This window comes from Bacillus sp. z60-11 (genome assembly GCF_046464135.1).
In the GTDB taxonomy this organism is placed as follows: Bacteria; Bacillota; Bacilli; order Bacillales; family Bacillaceae; genus Bacillus; species Bacillus sonorensis_A.
Window position 1 is genome coordinate 225200 of record NZ_JBIYSN010000001.1, and the last position, 21173, is coordinate 246372.

The window sequence follows — 21173 nt, forward strand, 5'->3', positions numbered from 1 at the left end:
ATCGGAAATTCATGATAGAGTGCCGGTAAAAAGCAGCCTCCTTCTCTAACGAAGAGGCTGCTTTAAGCATTTCCGACAACATTCTGATCGCTTACATCGGGGTCTATATAATTTGTCGCGTTTATACCACTGTTGACGATAAGGAAATCTCCAGTATTACCAGCACCAGAACCGAGTGCAGATTTTGACGTGCTTTTTGGAGAAAGATAAAAGGAATCGCCGAAATTCACTACTCCTCCTGAGATTTCGTTGATCTTAATAGGTCCGACAATGGCTGGCATGTTGATCGACATCCTTTTTAGAAGTCTCGCAGACAGTATATGTCGGCCGCCCTGCTATTGTGAGTTTATTGAATGAGCTTTCTAATATGCTTCACCCTCGAATCGGCCATGATGCGGCGGGTCGAGCCCACCTGAGCAACAGAAGAAGTGGAAACACCCCAAATTTTAACCGCTCTGACACGAATGGCCGGAACTTCATGGAAAAAGGCTGTACGGACGCCGGTTTCAGGCAGCAAATGGGGAATTGGCTGCCGATACAGCTGAAAGTCATCCTGCCGAAACGAACCTTCATATCCGAAAAAAAGCGATAACGATCTTTGAACAGCGAGAATCTTTGTCTTGAGGTTCAGTTCGTCAACATCTCCGATTTTCAACGTGCTGGTGATCCCCACCGACTCCGCTTTCAAAAACTTTACCTTTGACGTTCTGATCATGACGTTTCAGGAGGCAGCGGCCTGAAAGGCCCGATGATCAGCGATTCCGGCGGCGTATCAAAAATGGATGACAGTGAAATGCATTCGGTATCTCCCACCAGAAAAACAGAGGAACTTGAAACCGCGGTAATATGAATGTTTCCCACATCAAAATCGCGGTTCACAACAGTAAAATTCATTCGTGATCAGCCCCTTTCTCAGGTATCGTTTTGAGAAAATGCTCGATTGCCCGGGTGACATCTTGTTTGACATAATCAGCCAACCGCTCGGCATGCTCTTTTGGAGAGAGGGAATCATCCGGTTTTACATGTTTCACATAATAGCGGATGCGGCTGTCGATCTGCTTTCGTATGTCTTCTATGATATGCTGCCGGTTTGTATCATCCAGTTTGCTTTCATAGCGATTTTCAAGCTGTTCGAGCAGAAGGGGGGCTTCTTCGTTTAAGTAGGCGTCGACGATTTGCCTCGTTTGCTGCATCAGCTGGCTGTGTAATTCCTGCTGAAGCATTCCCATTCCGATATCCGGCGACTGCTTGCTGATCTCAAAATTCTCCAAATTGTCGGGGTCAGCCGGATTGAGTCCGATGTTCAGCGTTCCGTCCAGCCGTTCGATTTTCAACTGATCAAATTTGTATTCGATCCGGTCGATCCGGGTGCCGGGATTTTCTTTCAGCTGGTTTAATTCAGTTTGTAAAGCGATCATCTGCCTTTCAATTTGCTGGATTTGCGCAGCCTGCTGCTGCAAATATGCATACCAGTTTTGTCCGTAAGAGGGATTGCTCTGTTTCATGATAACCACCCCATTTATTGAATCGTCACAGATGGAGCATGAAGAGGAACGAGGACTTGAGAAGGCTGCCCCTCTCCGAAAGCTTCGTCCATAGGTGCTCCGGTTACCGGCGGCGCCGGTTCCGTATAGCTTCCGGTATTGTAGAGATTGGCAAGCGTTTTGATCGAACCGGCGCTGCCGATCTGCAGAACGGAAGAATTGCTGATGCCGTCGACCCTTAAATAATTGATTTGTATCGTTTGATTAATATAAAAGTTCATGCCTTGCCCCCCTTACAGATTACCTGCGATCGGCTGATCAATGCTATCGTTGTCATAGACGTTGGTAATGCTGTTTTGGTTGTATACACTTAATCCGTCTCCGGTATTGAAGCTTCCGGCGCCCGCAAATGTTTTAACTTCGGCATAAGGAGAAATCGTAATGCAGTCTCCGACATGAACAACGCCGCTCGTACCGACGGCATTTACTTTAAAAGCTCCGACAATCGCTGGCATTTTAGAGGCACATCCTTTACATTGAACAAACATTTATTGATGGGCTATTCACCATATCTTATGTTTTTTAGGCGCATCTGTGACTGATTGCTATGCTTCAAAGAATGTGAAAGATGAGCATGGAACTTTTTCGAAAAGAGAACGTAAGAAAGAAGAGATTGGAGGGAGTCGTATGTATTTTTCCGGAAATGTGCAGTCAATAGCGGCCGCGCTGCTGTTTTTTGCCGCAGCGTACAGCATAGGGATCAAAAAACAGACGTGGATATTGCGTGGATTTCGCGAGGAGAGAATCAGGGATAAGGATAAACTGGCGAAAATCACCGGATATTTCTTTCTGAACAGCGGATTTTTATTATTGCTGAACGGTTTTATTCATATCCCGTACCAGGAATCGTTTACCTCTTCTGCAATCCTTGCATATGGCGTCTGTACGATCGTTTATGTGCAAAAGACATTGGTTGAATAAGCGCAAAATAAGGGGCGATTATCAAAACGTGCGCTGATTGGCGTTTTTGAAAGTGTCTTCTTGAAGCAGGCTGTTTTCTTGCTTCTGCATCCTCTGATTCAGCAGGCTGTCCAATTCCTGACTGCATTGAATGGCTTCTTTGGAGTTGATTCCGAATTTTTCGGCAGTTTCAATTAAGGCCAGTCTTTTTGCTTCAATTTTATTGTTCATCATCGCAGTCTCCAACTTTCAATTGATTTTTTTGATCCGCTCGTTTGAGAAGAAGGCTTCTCATTGTTTCTGATAATGCTAGTATACCCTATTTTGCGCTAAAAGGATTTTTTTCGTCAATATGACAAAAAATGTGACATGATTTTCGGCCTTTTGGAACAGAAAGCCGCCATGCGGTCCCGCTAAAACCTGGAAAGCTCGAACAGGAGGAAGCGTTTTCTTTTGTCGATGTAATGAAAGATCTGTTTCTGTTCCTCTTCAAGACGGTCGAAAGTAACGGCTGTATAAGGGTCTTGCTCAAGGTATGGAGCGATGTCAGCGTGCCACTTTGTCATGTAAGGAGCTATCTGTCTGATGGTAAATTCATGCTGCAATATGTTTTTCATTAACATAAAGTATTGCGATTTATACTTTGGAATATCAAGAAGTCTGGCGGACAATGTATTATAGCCGGTCACCGGAATGTGGTCGTGCTTCATCTCTTCCCCATGGATATTCCGCCCCCATGTCGCGTCATAATCCCAAGGAATGATTTGAAATGTTTTTGCGTCATCATTTAAATAAAGGGCGTAATTATGAACAAAACCGTCGAAGTTTTGCGTGCAGACGGCGCCGATCAGCCAGAGCAAATATTGTTTGACATCGAGATAACGTTTAATTTCTTTTTCAAAAACGCCGTCTTTTGCCGTATTGACGAAATAGATGAACTCTTCCAAGTATTTGTCATGGATATTGGAGCCTGTTTTTTGCTCATAACCCTGCCGGAGGTTTTGCTTTGCCTTTTTATCGAAAGAGCTGAGCAGTGAAAAGTTGGCGTCGTCATCCACCGCATAATAGATCGCCCCGTCTGTTAAATGTCTCCTCTTTAGAAATTCATCGTCAACAGATTCGATTTTTAAATAGATGCCTTCCTTTTTTCCGTTTACATAGAGGAAACAATGTGAGGCTGATGGAGAAAGGACGCCGATTCTTTCAAAAAAATGAAAGGAAAGCCTGTTGCGGATGAAGGAAGGGTCGTTGTATTCAGCATTTAAATGAAATTCGGCTTCCGGTTTTTTCCCTGTCTGTTTTTGATATTGAACAAAATAGGATTTCTTCCGGAGTTTGCGGGTGTGAGCCCCTCTGTATGAAATGAAGACCGGCGCTTGTTTTGAAACGGTTTGAAGCATTCCAGGAACCGCTTTGTCATTCCAGATATCTTTTTTTAAATCGAGCAGATCCTTTGGACGAACATGAAGCCTGAAGGCGGCCAAAGCAGTGGCACTCATCATCATTTCCTCCTTTTCCAGCTGCCATATCATATGTGTAAAAAGCCTGTCCCGGAAGCGGTCCGCCCAATCCTGAGCAAAAAACAGTCATTTGCCTTAGTCCACCTGTCTTCACCTTGCGTATGATAAAGCAGGACATGAAAAGGAGGGTAAAAGAATGAGTGATGTCCATGATCATGACATTAAAAAAGCTGTGGACCAGCTTAAAAGTGAAGGAAGAGACCATTATTTAGACCGTGAACCTGACTCGGCCGGTTCTTTCAAAGGCAGGCGCCCGTATAGTATTTGGGATGAATGGTGGGGGTTTAGACCGCACAGAAGCAAAAAACCGGACAAAAGCAAGCATGATAAAAGCAAGAAACCGGACGATTGCAGCAAACCCGACAAAAGCAAGAAGCCGGACGACTGCAAATCACACAAAAGCAAAAAGCCGGACGACTGCAAATCACACAAAAGCAAGAAGCCGGATGACTGCAAATCGCACAAAAGCAAGAAGCCGGATGACTGCAAATCGCACAAAAGCAAAAAGCCGGATCGTTGCAAAAAACACGACCACTGCCGACACAAACGGCGGGATCACTCCCATAAAAGAACCCATCATCACAAAAGAGGCAGAGACGGCTTTGAAACGATTACAACATGGTCTGACGGAAACCTGGAAGAAATTAAATACCGGAAACGGTAGTATGAGCGGCTTGCATGGTAAGCCGCCATTTTCTTTTTTAGGCATGACTTTTGATGCGGTTTTGAGAAAGCAAAAAGGATTTTGAAATGTTGTAGAGAATATGTAAAAAGGTTGAAATCATAACTCGGGGGAATTTTTATGAAGTTTGCGACAGCAGAGCTGCACAGCCGCAGATTTGTAGGGCTTGTCATGGATGATAGAATCATGGATCTGAAGAAGGCGGAAAAAAAGCTGTTTGAGCTTGAAACGATACCTGATACACTCATCGAATGTGTCGGTGAGGGAGACAAGTTTGTCCGTCATGTCGAGCAGCTCGTCGAGTGGTCAAAAAAGAAAAACAGCGAGGAAAGCGGTTCTTTCATTTATCCGCTTTCAGATGTCAAACTGCTTGCACCGATTCCTGCGCCGCGGAAAAACATAATGTGCGTCGGCAAGAACTATCGGGATCATGCGATTGAAATGGGGAGCGAAGCGGATATTCCCGAGCATATCATGGTTTTTACAAAAGCGCCGACTTCAGTGATCGGGCACAGGGAAGCGATTGACGCCCACAAAGGCGTGACAGAAGCGCTCGATTATGAAGGAGAGCTTGCGGTCGTGATCGGAAAATCCGGAAAAAACATTCCGAAAGCCGAAGCGCTGGACTATGTATTCGGCTACACGATTATGAACGACGTGACGGCGCGCGATCTGCAAAAGCGGCATAAGCAATTTTTCATAGGGAAAAGCTTGGATATGACCTGTCCGATGGGCCCTTTTCTCGTACATAAATCGATGGTTGGCGACCCTCAGAACCTGAAAGTGGAGACGCGGGTGAACGGCGAACTCCGCCAGTCCGGATATACGAAAGATATGATATTTCCGGTGGCGGAAATGATCGAAACGCTTTCCAGCGGAATGACGCTTGAAGCGGGTGACATTATTGCTACCGGAACGCCTTCGGGAGTAGGCAAGGGTTTTAATCCGCCGAAGTTCCTCCGGGAAGGTGACCAAATTGAGATCACGATAGAGCCAATCGGGACGCTTTCGAATCAAGTGAAATAAGTCCTTGTGAAAAAATGGTTGATCTTGTATAATAAAGCTATTATTTTTTAAGAAAAGAGGGATGTGTGATGAGAAAGGATATTGCAATGTTTGCCGGACAACTGATCATTACACAGCCCATGTAGTATATCATTGAACGGTTATCTTCAGATTGATCTGGTGATGTTCCATGGGCTGTGCACACGGCTCATGGAATTTTTTGCTTGGAGAAAAGCGGAAAAAGAGCCCTGTTTCGGGCTCTTTTTGATTCGTAGAAATCATCAGATCATGAGGAGGAAATCGGATTGAATTTAACAGCATTGGGCATCAAATATATTAGCGGACATGTCACGGACGGGAAGGAAGGCGGGCTCGTTTTAGGGAGAGTGGCTCGTGAACATAAAAGGATATATCGGGTATGGACGGAAGAAGGAGAATGGCTCGCCGAAATCTCCGGTAAGATGAGGTTTGAAGCGGAAAGCCGCGAAGATTATCCTGCGGTCGGCGATTGGGTGTATATGCGCCCGCGGGATGATGAAAAGAAAGGAATGATTGTGGACATTGTCCCCCGCTTCAGCAAATTTTCCCGCAAAAGCGGCGGCGATACGACTGAAGAACAGATAGCAGCGGTCAACGTCAATACGATTTTTCTCGTCAATGCGCTCAACCGGGATTTTAACATCAGGCGAATGGAACGCTATTTGCTGCTTGCCTGGGAAAGCGGAGCCAATCCCGTCATCATCCTGAGCAAAGCCGATATCGCAAGCGGGATAGAAGAAAAAATCAGGCAGGCGGAATCAGTCGCGATCGGCGTGCCGATCCATGCCGTAAGCGCCTATGAAGGAAAAGGCATGGAGGAACTTAAAGCGTATGTCAAAGAAGGGGAAACCGTTGCCCTTCTAGGCTCTTCAGGCGTCGGGAAATCGACGATGATCAACTTTTTTCTGGGAGAAGACAGGCAAAATGTCCAGGACGTCCGCGAAGGTGATGATAGGGGCCGGCATACGACGACTGACAGGGAGATGTTTTTGCTCCCGGACGGCGGCCTTTTAATCGACACGCCGGGAATGAGGGCGTTGGAGCTTTGGGAATCGGAAGAAGGCTTCCGGCAGGGATTCAGCGACATTGAACAGCTTGCCGAAAACTGCAAATACGCGGACTGTCGCCATGATGAAGAGCCGGACTGTGCGGTGAAGACGGCCATTTCCGAAGGACGGCTGGATGCCGGCAGGTTTCAAAGCTACCTGAAGCTGAAAAAAGAGCTCGAATATCTTGCCAGAAAGGCTGATAAACGAATGATGCAGCAGGAAAAAAAACGCTGGAAGCAAATCTCGAAAAGCATGAAAAAACACAAAAAAAGATAAATGTTAAAAGACGCTGAGACGAAGTTTCAGCGTCTTTTTTGACGCGGTAATGACAGCGCTCACATTCTTTGTTTAATGGACGGGTTCGTGATAATATAAAAAAGATACCTGATCTGATAGGGGGAAAAATAAATATGACGCATATGCACATTACAACATGGGTCATCGCGCTTATTTTAGTCTTCGTCGCGTACGGGCTTTATTCTGCAGGCAATCACAAAGGGGCAAAAATCACCCATATGGTTCTCCGCTTATTCTACATTTTGATCATCTTAACCGGAGGACAGCTCCTGTTTATGTTTAAATCCTGGAATGGGGAATACATAGGAAAGGCCGTACTCGGTCTTTTAACAGTCGGAATGATGGAAATGCTGTTAATCCGCAAGAAAAAGGAAAAATCGATTACAGGAATCTGGGTCGGGTTCATTGTCATTCTGCTTTTGACGATTGCGCTCGGACTCCGTCTTCCGTTAGGATTTAAAGTGTTTTAACCGAGAGACACCAGTTCTTCGCTAAGGACTGGTGTTTTTTTATGACGGCGGCTTTGAAGCTGAAATCGTCACAATCCGCTCTCCGTCTGATGTCGTCCATTCAAACCGGTCTTTATGATCTCCATTTCGCTCATAATGATGCTGAAGGGCGCATTGCTTTAAATCATTCGAAAACTGATAAAATGAAACACCTTTAGCACCCTTTTTCTCCGATATAAAGCATAAGCCGTTATAGGCATAGACGCAGTCAAACACGGAAAAGCCAAGGTCGTTCAGCTGCTCCAAAAAGGAATAAAACCGGCCGTTATCCAGCCCCTCTAAAAACTCCAAAAACGCCTGTTTGACCGTTTTCAGATAGCGTATCGATTCACCGCCTTTCAATTGTATCGTCTCCGAATGTTCTGTGACGGCGAATTGGTCGAACAATTCCGCTTTCAGCCATTCTCCGTCTATGCTGATAAAAACGCCGGGACTGATTAAACTTTCGACTAAAAATAAATCCCCTTCTTCATTTTCGATCAGGCAGATGCCGTCCTCCATTAAAATCTTGCCGTAAATCCATTTGCGCTTTTCGGCATACATTCGTTTTTCACGTTCACTATTCATGCTGTTCTCCTTTCCTTCTTCTTTTTTTCCAAAACGGGCTTGTCTCATACAAGTCTGAAGTGGACAATTCAACTATTATTGTAAGGCGCATAAAATAAGTAAAGTGACTAGGAAGTGAAGCCTAAAAAGAGACAGAACATGAGAATTGGAGCTGATCGACAATGTGTGGAATTACGGGGTGGGTGGATTTTAAAAAACCGCTTGTCCGAGAACAGTCCGTCATGGAGAAAATGACTGATACGCTTTCAAAAAGAGGACCTGATGACACGAACATTTGGGGAAAGGACCATGTATTATTCGGACATAAGCGTTTGGCCGTTGTGGATTTAGAAGGCGGCAGACAGCCGATGACCCGCACATATCGAGGAAGCGGCTATACGATCTGCTATAACGGGGAGCTTTACAATACGGAGGATTTGCGAAAAGAGCTGCTCACGCTTGGGCATCAATTCAAGAGCCATTCCGATACGGAGGTTTTGCTTCATTCATACATGGAATGGAAAGAAGAATGCGTTCACAGGCTGAACGGCATTTTTGCCTTTGCCGTATGGGATGAACAGCGCGACCTTTTGTTTGCGGCCCGGGACCGGCTCGGCGTCAAACCGTTGTTTTATTCTGAGCAGGGGACATCGTTTCTGTTCGGATCGGAAATCAAAGCCATTCTGGCCCATCCAGAAGTAAAGGCGAGAGTGGATCGTGAAGGCTTGGCGGAAATTTTCGGACTCGGCCCGTCCAGGACGCCCGGCAGCGGAGTTTTTAAAGGAATAAAAGAAGTGAGGCCGGGGCATGCCATGCGCTTTTCAAAAGACGGCTTGACGATCTGGCGCTATTGGAATGTCAAAAGCGAAAAGCATACGGACAGTTTTGAAGAGACGGTAGAGAATGTGCGCTTCCTGTTTGAAGATGCCGTCACGAGGCAGCTTGTTTCCGATGTGCCGGTCTGTACGTTTTTATCCGGCGGAGTCGATTCAAGCGCGATCACCGCGACGGCGGCCAAACATTTCGGGAAAGAAGGAAAGGCGCCGCTTCATACGTTTTCGATCGATTATGAAGACAATGATCAGTACTTTACGGCAAATTCATTCCAGCCGAACGCGGACGGCCCATGGATCAAAAAAATGTCTGAAGAATTTGCGACCGTCCATCACAACTGTGTCATTTCCCAGGAGGATCTTGCCGGCCATTTAGCGGAAGCCGTGATGGTCAGGGATTTGCCCGGAATGGCGGATGTCGATTCATCACTATTATGGTTTTGCCGGGAAATCAAAAAGGATTTTGTCGTCAGTCTGTCCGGAGAATGCGCGGACGAAATTTTCGGCGGCTACCCTTGGTTCCATTCGGCTGAAGATGTGAAAGGCTTTCCATGGATGAGGTCGATGGAAGAACGAATCGGCCTTTTGCAGAACACCTGGCAAAAAAAGCTGAACCTCAAGGAATATGTGACGGCCAAATATGAAGAAACGGTAAATGAAACACCGCCTCTTGAAGGTGAAACAGGCGAGGAGAAAAGAAGAAGAGAGCTGTTTTACTTAAATATGCTTTGGTTTATGACAACACTTTTAGATCGAAAAGACAGAATGAGCATGGGTGCAAGCCTCGAAGTCCGGGTTCCGTTTGCCGACCACAGGCTTGTTGAATACGTTTGGAACATTCCGTGGGATGTTAAAATGCACGGAAACCGCGAAAAAGGCGTCTTCCGCAAAGCCCTCGAAGGCATTTTGCCAGAAGAGATTTTATACCGCAAAAAAAGCCCGTATCCGAAAACACACCACCCGGCGTATACAAAAGCTGTTAAAGGGTGGCTTCAGTCTTTGCTGTCTCAAAAGGATTCGGCGCTGCACGTCTTTTTAGACAAGAAAAAACTCGACCGGCTGATCGAGACAGAAGGTGCATCTTTTCAGGTTCCGTGGTTCGGACAATTGATGAAAGGACCACAGCTTATCGCGCATCTTGCGCAAATCCATACCTGGTTTGAGGCTTACAGAATCGATATAGAAGAATAGACCACCCGGCGAACTGCCGGGTGTTTCATCGTGTCCCCAACGCTTGATTCATTGTCAGGCTTTATCACCTTCTCTCAAAGTCTGCTCAGACGGTCTGTTTCGGGTTGTGTGTAAGGACGGCAAAAGAACTCCCGGCGTGCTGCCGGGAGTTTGCTTTTTACACCTGTTCGGTTTTGGAAGAGTGGCCTGGTTTCAAATTGTTTAGCCTTGAGACGAGATCTGTGCCGAAGTCAGAGGTTATCTCAGCGTCCCCTTGATCGATGAAGCTTTCTTTATATTCATAGGCGGAAGAACCGTGCTCAGCATAGTCGAGGCCGGAAATTTCCTCCTCCTTCGTCACCCGGATCGAACCCGCCGCTTTCATGACCGCGATCATGATCGAAGTGGCGGCTAGCGTCCAGCCGGCAATCGCTAAAATGCCGAGCGCCTGAATCCCGAGCTGGGCGGCTCCTCCACCGTAAAAGAGGCCGCTCGATGTGTTGAAGAGTCCGACTGCAAGTGTCCCCCAAATTCCGCAGACACCGTGGACGGCGATGGCGCCGACCGGATCATCAAGTTTCAGAACTTGGTCGATGAACTGAACGCTGATGACTAATATGACGCCGGCGATGAGTCCGATTAAAATCGAACCTGTAAATGATACGCCATCTGTTCCGGCCGTAATCCCGACAAGCCCTGCGAGTGCGCCGTTTAACGTCAGGGAAGGGTCGATTCGGCCGAAGCGGAAATAAGTAAACAGCGCCGAGCTGACCACTCCGCCTGAAGCGGCTAAAAGGGTTGTCGTAATGACGTGCGGGACGGCTGCGGGATCAGCCGCCAGCGTGCTGCCGCCATTGAATCCGAACCAGCCGAACCAGAGGATGAAGACGCCGAGGGCGCCGAGCGGAATGCTGTGTCCCGGTATGGCGTTGACTGTTCCGTTTGCATATTTGCCGATGCGCGGACCGAGGAAGATGACGGCTGCGAGCGCGCCGGCGGCACCTGTCAAATGAACGATAGCAGATCCTGCGAAATCGATGAAGCCAAGATCATAAAGCCAGCCTTCGCCCCAAGTCCAATGGCCGACAACCGGATAGATGATGCCGGTCATAAACAGCGTCAAAATCATATAGCTGCCGAGCTTCATCCGTTCAGCAACGGCGCCTGAAATAATCGTCGCACATGTTGCCGCGAACACGGCCTGGAAAACGAAAAACCCGATGTCCTGATCACCCGTCAAAGCGAATCCGCTTGTGCCGATCAATCCGCCGGCGCTGTCCCCGAACATGAATGCGTATCCGACAAAGAAATAAAGAATCGACCCGATCGAGATCGTCAGGAAATTTTTCATCAAGATGTTCAAGGTGTTTTTCGCTCTTGTAAAACCCGATTCGACCATGGCAAAGCCGGCATGCATAAAAAACACGAGCAAGGTGCCGATCGCCACCCAGGACATATTGACAGATTCGTTGACCGACTGAACCGTCGGCTCAGCGGCAAAAGCCGATACCGGCAGCAGAAAACTTAAAAAGAGTGCGAAAGATATCTTTTTCTTCAAAAGAATCATCCTTTCTTAGCGTTTCACACGGAGGTAAACCGTTTTTATACAATCGCTTCTTTTCCGGATTCCCCAGTTCGGATTCGAACCGCGTTTTCGATGGGGAGCACAAATATTTTTCCGTCGCCGACCGTATTTGTCGAGCATGTGCTTTCGATAATTTGTATGATCTCATCGACACTTTCAGATTCAATGACCATTTCAACCTTCACCTTTGGCAGCAGTTTGATTTCATAAGCGGTCCCGCGAAAAAGCGCTTGTTTTCCGCGCTGCTGGCCGCAGCCTGCGACTTCTGAAACGGTTAATCCGTTTATCCCGACCTCTTCAAGCTTTTTGCGGAGCCGGGGAAACTGTTCAGGACGGATGATCGTTTCGATTTTTTTCATATAGATCCTCCTTGTTTATAGATGTAAGGTTTTATTACGTTTTATTGTTATATTTATTATCATACGTAAAATTAAAATGAAAATCAATACGAATTTTCAAAAAAATTAATCTATTAGACCTATTCACTATTAGATTTTTACTCGTGGTTTCTTGTATATGTTAACTTTTATAACATAAAAACCGGCTTCAAATGAAAGCCGGCTAAACTGCAAACCCTTTTTTGAGCCATATTTTTGATCTCCATCGTCTGTACATGAAAATTCCCCTCACCCATTCATCGGCAATAAATGAAAACCAAATGCCTGCCAGACCAAATCCAAGCTGGATGCCGAAAATATAAGCAATCGGAAGCCCGATTCCCCACATCGAGACAATCGCCATGTAAACTGGATACTTTGCGTCACCGGCCGCTCTTAATGAGTTGATGATCACCACATTAAATGAACGGCCGGGTTCCAGGATGATCGTCAGCAAAATCAGCATGCTGGCCGTTGCGATAATTTCGGGATTGCTGCTGAAGATCCCGATCAGCTGCTTTGAAAAAACCGCCATCACAACGGACGTGCATGTCGTAATCGCCAGCGCCCACCATAGACTTTTCAAGCAGCGGCTGTACGCTTCGTCAAATTGTTTCGCGCCGATATGGCGCCCGATCAAGATTTGCGTTCCCTGGCTGATCGCCGCACCGAAAAGCATGATGAACATCATCAAATTTTGCGTGTACACTTTCGTCGTCAAGGCCTGTGCGCCCATCAGCGTAATAAAATAGGTGACGATCATCTGTGACGCGTTATAGGAAAGCTGCTCACCCGCTGAAGGAATGCCGATTCTCAACAGCTTTTTTAAATGGCTTTTTCGGATGAAAAACAAGCGCTTCGAAAAAATCGGCATCCCGATCCGCTTTTTCACAAGCAAGGCGATCGCCAAAAGGCCGATGATGCGCGCGCTTGCAGTGGATAGCGCCACACCCGCCACTCCGAGGATCGGAAAGCCGAACGGTCCGAAAATCACGAGATAGTTGCCGGCGATATTCAGCATATTCATGCCGATCGTAACGGCCATCGTGTCCTTTGTATAACCGTAGCTTTTTAAAATCGCGCTGTATGTCATGATCAGCGCCTGGATAAAGGAGAGCCCGCCGACGATCTTCAAGAAAATGCCGGCATCGCTGAGCAGATTGGCTGACAGGCCCATCATCAATAAAAGCGGCTTGGCAAGCAGATAAATCAAAGCGCTGATGAATAGACTGATGATAAAATTGGCGCTGATGGAAACATATCCGACTTCCATCGCTTCTGCCTTCTGCCGCGAGCCGAGAAATTGTGAAATGATCACCGTTGTACCTGTCGCAATAAAGCCGAACATGACGATGATTAAATTGAGCATCTGGTTGCTGACGCCGACGGCTGCCACACTGTCGTCGGAATATTGGCTGAGCATCAGGGTGTCGGCGTTTCCCATCAGCATATATAATGAAACCTCGATAAAAATCGGCCAGGTCAAGGCGAATAAGGAGAGGTTTTGGGTGTTTGTTTTTTTCATGGCGTATAACCCCTTTCTTTTCAAAAATCCGTTTTATAGTGTAACGCCATTTTTTTATAATAAGAAGAGACGAAACCGATACTTCTTGGAGAAATCCGACCAAATCAAAAGAGGGAGAACCATATGGAACACATCATTTTCACGATCCCGCCGCTCCCCGTTTTGATCGTCTGCGGAGAAGGCGTGTTTAAAAAAGGGGAAAAACATGTCAAGCGAGAATATCCTGTCTTTGACCTTTTATATGTGATCAAAGGGGAACTGTTTTTGACAGAAGACGGTGTGTCTCACCGCATCCGGCAGGGGGAGTACATCATCCTCGTGCCGGGGCTCGAACATTACGGACATCAGGGCTGCAGAGAGGAAACCCATTATTTTTGGCTTCATTTTCAGGATGGGGCGTACGAATTGGGAGAGCGGGGAGGAGATAACTGGACTGAGCTCAAGCTTCAGCACGGAACATTTGAAACACCGCCTTTATATCATTTAAGGCTTCCGAGAAAGGGAAAGGTCGATCAAAAGGCTTTCATTGAAAAGCAGTTTAGAAGTTTAATGGATGAAGCAGCGGAAAATTCTGATCTGCCTCTCAGAAAGCAGCTGCTGTTTGAAGAGCTGCTGATTCATTTGCAAAAGGAAGCGTTTCACATTCCTTCGGCGAATGAACGTGTCGCATCAGAAGCGCAGCGCTATATTGACCGGCATTATAAAGAAAAGCTGAGCATGGATCAGCTTTCCGCCGCCCTTCATTATCACCAGGACTACATCACCCGCTGCATGCAGAAAGTGTTCGGCATCACGCCTGGACAATACGCCAACAAGGCGCGGATCCTGGAAGCGAAGCGGCTTCTTTCCGTGACCAATGAGAAAATGTCAGCGATCGCAGAGCAAGTCGGCATCGATGACCCGACCTACTTTTCGAAGCTTTTCAAGCAAATAGAAGGAATATCCCCTATCGAATACCGAAAGATGATGAAGAGGAATATTGAATAATTTCGTAACAGTCCAAACGGATCGGAGGAGAAAAGCTTGGCAGTCATAAACGGTAAGAAAGTCAAACTGCGTTCAATTACGATGGATGACCTGCCTTTGTTGTGGAAATGGATATACGGTGTGAAAGATCCTGAATGGAAAAAGTGGGATGCTCCCTACTTCCCGCTGCTGCCTGAGCCGTATCAGTATTTCGCCGATTCCTTTGTGCAGGCTTTGAATGAGAGACCTCCACGCTACATGGGGATAGAAATCGGGGGAGAGCTGAAAGGGACGGTTTCGTATTATTGGGAGTGCCGGCCGACCCGCTGGCTTGAGTGCGGAATCGTCATCTATGACCCGCTCTTTTGGAACGGCGGCTACGGCACTGAGGCTGTGTCATTATGGGTCAGCTACTTATTTGATCATCTCGATGTCCCGAGAATCGGGATGACCACATGGTCCGGAAATCAGCGGATGATGAAATGCGCAGAAAAGGCGGGGTTTACGATGGAGGGGCGTATCCGCAAGGTCAGATATTATAAGGGAACCTACTATGATTCGATCAGGTACGGGATGTTAAGAGATGAGTGGGAGAAGCTTTGCGGCCGCCCTTGAATTGCCGCAAAGCCATGCAGGGCCGGGGAATTCTACTCCGTATTTGTAACTGTTCTGAGGTTCAATCGATAATCAACATCGATATCCATCTTACTCCATTTCTTCTTCCACGTGTTGTCGCTCATCGGCTTAGTGAACGGGAACAATGCTTCACCGCCGATTTCAAAAGGGTCAACCTTCATATCCTGCATCTTTTTCAGCAGTTCGGCGGTCTGTTTTTCCAATTGCGCTTCGGCCTCATGGATCAGCGCATTGAATTCCCGCTCATCCTGCAGGTTTTTGTCACCGGTATATTCCTCAATTCCGCCATCAACATTCACTTTCAAGGATAGCGCTGTATTTTTTTTATTCAAATTGAAAAAGACGGATGACCGGGCCTTGCCGATCACGAGAGAAATCTCGGGGAGCGCCAGGAGCTTGAGGTATTTGTTGTTGTTGATCAGCTGAAACATTTGGTCATCCACGCCGCCTATGATGTTCTGCAATTTGTCGTCTTTAAAAAGGGCTGTTCCTTCATAAATAAAATCATCTTCATCCGTTTTGAAAACCGGTGTGTAGGGATCGGAAAAATGGGTGTAAAGCAAATTTTTGAACTGATGCAGGTTGACGATGGTCATTTCGCCCTGACTTGCTTTTTCGAAATGTTTTAAGGTCTGATAGAGATAGAAATCAAATTTTTCGCTTTGTTTCAGTTCATTAAGCATGTATTTTTCAAAGTCCCCTTTGACGACCATCACGTATAGTCGCTGAGGGGTTTTTGGATCGTTCAAAAGCGTGTTGATAATCGGAAGGATTCCTTTTCTGGCCAGCTTTTCTTCAATGATCAGCATGCGGAGCTGCCCGTTTTGCAGCTCGTTGTAATAGTTTAAATTAAAATCCTTGCCGGCCTGTTTGATCATGTTCACTTCGATATTGAAGACGCGTTTTTTCTCAAGTCCGATCGGCGGGACCAATGTGCTCATAGACAGTTTTTTGTTTTTTCCTTCCTTGATAAACCAAAACGTAACCGGAGAAATTTCTTCAATCTCATTATTTTCCACAAATGGAGAGCAGCCCTGCGCCAGGCAAAGGCTGAGCATAATAAAGCCCGTTTTCCCTTCATCATGATGATCGCCCCTTTCGTTTACCGGCTGCCAGAAGCAGTGAAGGAACAAGCGCATATGTAACGGCTCCCAGCGTAACCTCCAGGATAAACCACATCTCCTTTTGTTCTCCATTTTCCCAAAACCATATGCTTAATATGAGCGATGCGGCCAACACCAAGAGAAAGCTGAAAATAAACCCTTTGCGGGTAACCGGTTTCGAGACTCTTTTGATCACGATCCGGGCGCCGCCGTATAAACAAAGTAAAAAGATGGCGATGACAAAAGCGTAATGAAACATATGCGCGGACAATAAAAAGGTATCAACCCGCTCCAGAATCGGGGATTCCAAATAGCGGAGCATGTTGATGACCGGGAAAATGGTTTCCCGCAAATAAGACGAACCGTAAAAGAACAGTGATGCCGCAAACAAAAACAAATATTCAAGAATGGAAATCGCATTTCCGATAGATAAGTATTTGATGACACGCTCCTGTTTTTTAAACCATGGAGCAAGGCAAATCAGATACTCGGGACCTGAAAAAGCAGACCAGGTCACAAGCAATGTTTGCCACGATTTTTTTGTCCACTCAAATGGAATCAGCGGATATAAGTCGTTCAGCGAAGCGATCGGCGGTATGTAGAACCGGATAAACAAGAATACGATCCAAAACGATGATAAAAATGCGATGATCGCAAACCGCATCGTATTTTCCATTCCTTTGGACGCCGCATAGGCGCCGATCAACACGATGAACAGAACAAGCCAGTTTAAATTGATGGCCGGAAAAATAAAGTACCGGACGGTTTCCGCATAACTCACGATCAGAATCACCGTTTTAATGAACAGCTGAATCAAGCAAAGCAACACGAGAAAACGGAGCTTTCCTTCGCCGAAAACGTCTCTGAAGCCCTCATATCCTTTGGGCGCGTAAGGAGATGACAGCCATTTGGACAGGATGAACAGATTAAGCTGAGACAGCGCGCCGATGATCAAGAGTCCGAAAATCATAAACGGATGGACCAAATACATCGGCAGGATGAGGATGAAAAACAGAACCTGAGTGCGGTTCAGGATGATGATCATATATAAGCCGCCAAGAGGTCTTGTTTTATGGAACAATCTAAAAGGGCCCAAGCAGAATCATCTCCTTTTGCTGTACCGCCAGCTTTTGAGAGGGTGTAAAAATGCCGGGCGTTTTTTTAGCCAAGTGAACGGGCCCCGAATGAAAAGATCGAGCCAATCCCGCGGATAAAAAGGTGTAACAGGGGCCAAATAAGGCTGTCTTAAAGAAGTAAGCCCATTTAAATGGACAAATAATCCAATAAACCCGAGCATGATTCCAAAAAAGCCGAGGCAAGCTGATAATAACAGAATCGTAAAGTGGATCAATGTATACCCCTTCGCCACGATGTAATTCGGAATCAAAAAAGAGGTGACCGTTGCGATCCCGACTAAGACAACCAAAACTTTGCTGACAAAGCCGGCCTGCACCGCTGCTTCCCCGATGACGATCCCTGAGATGACACCCAAGGTTGAGCTTGACTTTGTCGGCATCCGCACGCTGGCCTCTTTAATAAATTCGATCACGATCAACATGAGAAACGCTTCCCAAAACGGGTTGAACGGCACTTTGCTCCTTGATTCAATCAATACATTAAGGATTTGCAAAGGAATCATGTGATAATGATGGGTCGATAAAGCGACATATACAGGAATTAACGCAATGGACAGAATAAAGCTGAAATAGCGCAGCCAGCGAAAAAAGCTGGAAATTGGCCAGCGCATTGTATAATCTTCGAATGAATGAAACAGATGAAAAAGCGTGATCGGCGCATTCAGCGCAAACGGTGTATTATCGACCAAAATCGTGACCTTTCCGATGCTCAAATTGTACGTGCAAATATCGGGCCGCTCTGTCTGCTGAAACTGAGGAAAGATGGTATGATGGTGATCTTCCATCAATTCCGCAAGCTGTGACGAATCAAGCATCGTATCAAAATCAATGGCGGCGATTCTTTTTTTCGCTTCTTCCACAAATTCAGGGTTGGTCAGTCCGTCGATATAGATGAGAACGATCGACGTTTTGCTTAAAGCGCCGATTTCGAGTCTCTCGGTTTTCAAATTTGTCAAAGGTAGTCGTCTGCGTATTAAAGATAAATTAAGGCCGATCTGTTCTGTAAAGCTGTCCTTTGGACCGTACATAATCGTTTCGGTTTTCGATGATTCAATCTGCCGCCCCAGCCGGTTTTCGAGCGGGATGGCATACCAGTGCCCGTGCAGCGGATCAAAGACAAGAACGGCCCCTGTCATGAGCAGATTTGTCGCTTCATCCAAAGCTGTAATCTGCAAAACGTTCAAGAGCAAACCTTTTAAATAATCGTACACCGTAACGTCGCCGCAGCTGATCATGGGCTTGATGATCAATTCGTGCAGACTTCCTTCGTCAATGATCGTATTGATGTAATAAAACACGGCTTTTTGTCCGTTCTTCATTTCATATTCTTCTGATACGGCATCGCTCATGCCGGCAATCGCTGCTTCAATGGCTTCTGCACTGACAGCCGGCTGATCGGCTGTGAATGGTGTTTGATCTTTCTTTCGAAACATGGGCATCCCCCAAACCGGTTTCCAGTTGAATGTATTGTGTGTACCTTTTTCTGAAAATATGTATGAAGAAAAAACGCCCGAACGAAAAACGGACGTTTTTTCAGGACCATAGTGAAGCGCCAAGATAGAGGCCAAGTCCCCACATGATGAGAGCAGATCCTTTGTTGAACAAGATAAGCGCGGCTCCCGACCGATCCAGGCGCCTGATCACCCGGCCCGCTGCCGCCAGTCCGGCAAACCATGCCCATGAGACAAGGATACATGCCACGGTGAATAACCATTTTTCCGCCCCGTCATATGCCAACGAGCTGGTGCCGATCACACCGACGATGTCGAGAATGGCGTGCGGATTTAGCAACGAGACAGCCGCTGCAAAAGCGATTTGCTGTTTCACCGTCATTCCATCCGTTCGTTTTTCCCCTGCAGCTGGTTTGGCGTGCCATGTGATCCATCCCATATACATCAGGAAACAGAAGCCGCCGCTCAATAAAATCAATTTCACCGCCGGGATGCCGGCGACAGCCGCCGAAACTCCTGCAACAGCAAGAATCACTAGCAGCGTATCACAAATCGCTGCGGCAATCACAAGCGGCATAACCCGGAAAAAGCTCGGTGCCGCCGCCCCCTGCTGAAAAATGAAGACGTTTTGCGCCCCTAAAGGCAGAATCAGTCCAAAAGCGAGAATGATGCCGTGAATGGCTGCGGTCATTCTTGATAAATCCCCTTTCATTCAACAATATCCGTTTTATTGTAGCGGATGAAAGGGGAGGTGTCTCCGGCCATTTGGATGGTTTCAGAAGCCAGCCAAATGTTATCATGTTCAAAAAGGAGCTGAAACAGAGATGAAATTCTCGCTCGATCGAAACTCGGAAATACCATTGTATCAGCAAATTGAACAAATCTTGAAAGACAAAATGTCGCGGGGCGAATGGCCGGCCGGAACCAAAATTCCGTCCCAGCGGAAGCTCGCCGGCATGTTTCAAGTCAACAGAAGCACGGTGACCGCGGCGCTTGACGAATTGACAGCCCAGGGGCTTCTTGAAGGCAAGCGGGGCGGCGGCACAAAAGTGATGAATCATACATGGAGCGGCATGACGGACGGACCGTCGCTCGACTGGAACGGCTATGTCCGTTCGGGAATCCACCGCCCGAATTCTTTGACGATCCAGGAAATCAACCGGCAGGAGTTCAGGGAAGACATCATCCGGCTTGGGACCGGTGAACTGTCGCCTGAGCTTTTGCCCTATCAGCAGGTCAAAAAAATGCTCCGTGATGCTGAATCAGACAAGCTGATGCTCGGATATGAAGAACCGAAAGGAAACCGGTATACGAGAGAAGTGCTGGCGGCTCATTTAAAACAAAAAGGCATTCATGTTTCCCCGGATGCCATCCTGATCGTTTCCGGCGCTTTGCAAGCCCTCCAGCTCATCTCGATCGGCCTTTTGAAACGGAAGGCCGCCGTCCTCACCGAAAAGCCGTCATACTTATACTCGCTCCATGTGTTCCAATCGATGGAGATGAGGCTTTACGGCATTCCGATTGATGAAGGGGGATTGAGTCCGGCTGCTATTCAGGCCTGCAAAAACAAGCATGGCGCCGACCTTTTGTATACGATTCCGTCTTTTCACAACCCGACGGGCTTCTTGATGACGGAAGAAAGGAGAAAAGAGCTGATTCAGACCGCGAAGCGCTTATCTCTTCCCATTATTGAAGATGATGCATACGGCGATTTGTGGCTTGACAGTCCGCCTCCGCCCCCGCTTAAGACCTTCGACCAAGACGGAAACGTGCTTTATGTCGGCACATTATCGAAAACGGTCAGCCCCGGCCTTCGCATCGGCTGGATCGCCGGGCCCGAGCCTGTGATCGACAGGCTGGCAGATATCAAAATGCAGACGGACTATGGGTCAAGCTCCCTCTCCCAGTGGGCTGCTGCAAAATGGCTCTCAAGCGGACTTTATGAAGAAAACCTCCATTTGATCAGGAATGACTTGAGAATCAGGCGTGACACAGCCATCCGCTGCCTTGAAGCGCACTTTGACGGGATCGCTGACTGGAAGGAGCCGCCCGGCGGGTTTTACATCTGGGTCACATTTTTTCAGTCACTGCCGCTTCATGTGCTGTTTGAAAAAGCGCTGCAAAAAAACATCCTCATCAATCCGGGAACCCTTTACGATAAAGAAGCGAAAAGAAGCATCAGACTGTCTTATTCCTACGCTTCTCTTAGCGGCCTCGAAACCGGAATCCGAACCGTCGCCGAACTGGCACGGGAACTTTTAACCGCCACTGCCGGCTGAAGCTTTTTTAGCCGGCATCTT

General features: G+C 47.0%; 25 protein-coding genes. 9 read left to right on the forward strand and 16 right to left on the reverse strand.

Annotation, left to right across the window (positions count from 1 at the left end):
* Positions 1–62: 62 nt before the first annotated feature.
* The 6 genes from ACINLD_RS01210 to ACINLD_RS01235 all read right to left on the reverse strand — a co-directional run bounded on the left by ACINLD_RS01210 (position 63) and on the right by ACINLD_RS01235 (position 1999).
* Positions 63–281: a spore germination protein gene (locus ACINLD_RS01210; protein WP_026586331.1), complete on the reverse strand. Its 219-nt coding sequence runs from the start codon at positions 279–281 to the stop codon at positions 63–65.
* A gap of 65 nt (positions 282–346) precedes the next feature.
* A complete protein-coding gene (locus ACINLD_RS01215; protein WP_026586332.1) occupies positions 347–715 on the reverse strand; it encodes a spore germination protein GerPE in 369 nt (122 codons plus the stop codon).
* Positions 712–894 (reverse strand): hypothetical protein, encoded by a 183-nt coding sequence (locus ACINLD_RS01220; RefSeq protein ID WP_026586333.1) that lies wholly within the window; start codon positions 892–894, stop codon positions 712–714. The genes ACINLD_RS01215 and ACINLD_RS01220 overlap by 4 nt, the downstream gene beginning before the upstream one ends.
* Entirely contained in the window at positions 891–1505 is a 615-nt protein-coding gene (locus ACINLD_RS01225) for a spore germination protein GerPC (RefSeq protein ID WP_026586334.1), read from the reverse strand. Before ACINLD_RS01225 ends, ACINLD_RS01220 begins: the two co-directional genes overlap by 4 nt.
* Positions 1506–1519: 14 nt before the next feature.
* Positions 1520–1765, reverse strand: a complete 246-nt coding sequence (locus ACINLD_RS01230; RefSeq protein ID WP_026586335.1) for a spore germination protein GerPB — start codon at positions 1763–1765, stop codon at positions 1520–1522.
* A 12-nt stretch (positions 1766–1777) separates the two neighbouring features.
* Positions 1778–1999 (reverse strand): spore germination protein, encoded by a 222-nt coding sequence (locus ACINLD_RS01235; RefSeq protein ID WP_026586336.1) that lies wholly within the window; start codon positions 1997–1999, stop codon positions 1778–1780.
* A gap of 172 nt (positions 2000–2171) precedes the next feature.
* On the opposite strand from ACINLD_RS01235, the gene ACINLD_RS01240 reads away from it, so the two are divergent.
* The gene (locus tag ACINLD_RS01240; RefSeq protein ID WP_035427991.1) at positions 2172–2465 is read left to right on the forward strand and encodes a DUF3784 domain-containing protein; all 294 of its coding nucleotides are present in this window, start codon (positions 2172–2174) and stop codon (positions 2463–2465) included.
* A gap of 21 nt (positions 2466–2486) precedes the next feature.
* On the opposite strand, the gene ACINLD_RS01245 is transcribed toward ACINLD_RS01240, so the two are convergent.
* Positions 2487–2675 (reverse strand): aspartyl-phosphate phosphatase Spo0E family protein, encoded by a 189-nt coding sequence (locus tag ACINLD_RS01245; RefSeq protein WP_026586338.1) that lies wholly within the window; start codon positions 2673–2675, stop codon positions 2487–2489.
* Positions 2676–2857: 182 nt separating this feature from the next.
* Positions 2858–3943, reverse strand: a complete 1086-nt coding sequence (locus ACINLD_RS01250) for a CotH kinase family protein (RefSeq protein WP_026586339.1) — start codon at positions 3941–3943, stop codon at positions 2858–2860.
* Between the two features lie 157 nt (positions 3944–4100).
* Here ACINLD_RS01250 and cotG point away from each other — a divergent pair, with 157 nt between their 5' ends.
* The 4 genes from cotG (at position 4101) to ACINLD_RS01270 (ending at position 7506) form a co-directional block, all read left to right on the forward strand.
* Positions 4101–4628: a spore coat protein CotG gene (cotG, locus tag ACINLD_RS01255; RefSeq protein WP_077737077.1), complete on the forward strand. Its 528-nt coding sequence runs from the start codon at positions 4101–4103 to the stop codon at positions 4626–4628.
* Between the two features lie 138 nt (positions 4629–4766).
* Positions 4767–5672 (forward strand): fumarylacetoacetate hydrolase family protein, encoded by a 906-nt coding sequence (locus ACINLD_RS01260; RefSeq protein WP_077737076.1) that lies wholly within the window; start codon positions 4767–4769, stop codon positions 5670–5672.
* A 284-nt stretch (positions 5673–5956) separates the two neighbouring features.
* Positions 5957–7015, forward strand: coding sequence for a ribosome small subunit-dependent GTPase A (rsgA, locus tag ACINLD_RS01265; protein ID WP_410206877.1), 1059 nt, complete (start codon positions 5957–5959; stop codon positions 7013–7015).
* A 134-nt stretch (positions 7016–7149) separates the two neighbouring features.
* Complete coding sequence (locus tag ACINLD_RS01270) at positions 7150–7506, forward strand: YisL family protein (RefSeq protein ID WP_410206878.1); 357 nt, start codon at positions 7150–7152, stop codon at positions 7504–7506.
* 39 nt (positions 7507–7545) lie between these two features.
* On the opposite strand, the gene ACINLD_RS01275 is transcribed toward ACINLD_RS01270, so the two are convergent.
* A complete protein-coding gene (locus ACINLD_RS01275; protein WP_026586344.1) occupies positions 7546–8112 on the reverse strand; it encodes a DUF2777 domain-containing protein in 567 nt (188 codons plus the stop codon).
* Between the two features lie 161 nt (positions 8113–8273).
* Here ACINLD_RS01275 and asnB point away from each other — a divergent pair, with 161 nt between their 5' ends.
* Positions 8274–10115 (forward strand): asparagine synthase (glutamine-hydrolyzing), encoded by a 1842-nt coding sequence (gene asnB, locus ACINLD_RS01280; RefSeq protein WP_026586345.1) that lies wholly within the window; start codon positions 8274–8276, stop codon positions 10113–10115.
* Positions 10116–10272: 157 nt separating this feature from the next.
* Here asnB and ACINLD_RS01285 read toward each other — a convergent pair whose 3' ends face one another.
* From ACINLD_RS01285 to ACINLD_RS01295, 3 genes are all read right to left on the reverse strand, one after another.
* Complete coding sequence (locus tag ACINLD_RS01285) at positions 10273–11652, reverse strand: ammonium transporter (protein WP_077737075.1); 1380 nt, start codon at positions 11650–11652, stop codon at positions 10273–10275.
* Positions 11653–11696: 44 nt separating this feature from the next.
* Complete coding sequence (locus tag ACINLD_RS01290) at positions 11697–12038, reverse strand: P-II family nitrogen regulator (RefSeq protein ID WP_026586347.1); 342 nt, start codon at positions 12036–12038, stop codon at positions 11697–11699.
* A 202-nt stretch (positions 12039–12240) separates the two neighbouring features.
* Positions 12241–13581 (reverse strand): MATE family efflux transporter, encoded by a 1341-nt coding sequence (locus ACINLD_RS01295; protein ID WP_026586348.1) that lies wholly within the window; start codon positions 13579–13581, stop codon positions 12241–12243.
* A 123-nt stretch (positions 13582–13704) separates the two neighbouring features.
* Here ACINLD_RS01295 and ACINLD_RS01300 point away from each other — a divergent pair, with 123 nt between their 5' ends.
* Both ACINLD_RS01300 and ACINLD_RS01305 read left to right on the forward strand, forming a co-directional pair.
* On the forward strand, positions 13705–14568 hold the full coding sequence (locus ACINLD_RS01300) for an AraC family transcriptional regulator (RefSeq protein WP_410206879.1): 864 nt from the start codon (positions 13705–13707) through the stop codon (positions 14566–14568).
* 36 nt (positions 14569–14604) lie between these two features.
* Entirely contained in the window at positions 14605–15162 is a 558-nt protein-coding gene (locus ACINLD_RS01305; protein WP_077737074.1) for a GNAT family N-acetyltransferase, read from the forward strand.
* Between the two features lie 32 nt (positions 15163–15194).
* On the opposite strand, the gene ACINLD_RS01310 is transcribed toward ACINLD_RS01305, so the two are convergent.
* The 4 genes from ACINLD_RS01310 to ACINLD_RS01325 form a co-directional block, all read right to left on the reverse strand.
* A complete protein-coding gene (locus tag ACINLD_RS01310) occupies positions 15195–16322 on the reverse strand; it encodes a Ger(x)C family spore germination C-terminal domain-containing protein (RefSeq protein WP_410206880.1) in 1128 nt (375 codons plus the stop codon).
* Positions 16264–17331, reverse strand: a complete 1068-nt coding sequence (locus ACINLD_RS01315) for a GerAB/ArcD/ProY family transporter (RefSeq protein WP_236251216.1) — start codon at positions 17329–17331, stop codon at positions 16264–16266. Before ACINLD_RS01315 ends, ACINLD_RS01310 begins: the two co-directional genes overlap by 59 nt.
* Before the next feature lie 57 nt (positions 17332–17388).
* Positions 17389–18855 carry a spore germination protein gene (locus ACINLD_RS01320; protein ID WP_026586353.1) on the reverse strand — a complete coding sequence of 489 codons (1467 nt, stop codon included), beginning with the start codon at positions 18853–18855 and terminating at the stop codon, positions 17389–17391.
* Positions 18856–18955: 100 nt separating this feature from the next.
* Positions 18956–19564 (reverse strand): LysE/ArgO family amino acid transporter, encoded by a 609-nt coding sequence (locus tag ACINLD_RS01325; protein WP_277692619.1) that lies wholly within the window; start codon positions 19562–19564, stop codon positions 18956–18958.
* A 133-nt stretch (positions 19565–19697) separates the two neighbouring features.
* Between ACINLD_RS01325 and ACINLD_RS01330 the strand changes: the two genes are divergently transcribed.
* Positions 19698–21152 (forward strand): PLP-dependent aminotransferase family protein, encoded by a 1455-nt coding sequence (locus tag ACINLD_RS01330; RefSeq protein WP_277692620.1) that lies wholly within the window; start codon positions 19698–19700, stop codon positions 21150–21152.
* Positions 21153–21173: the final 21 nt, after the last annotated feature.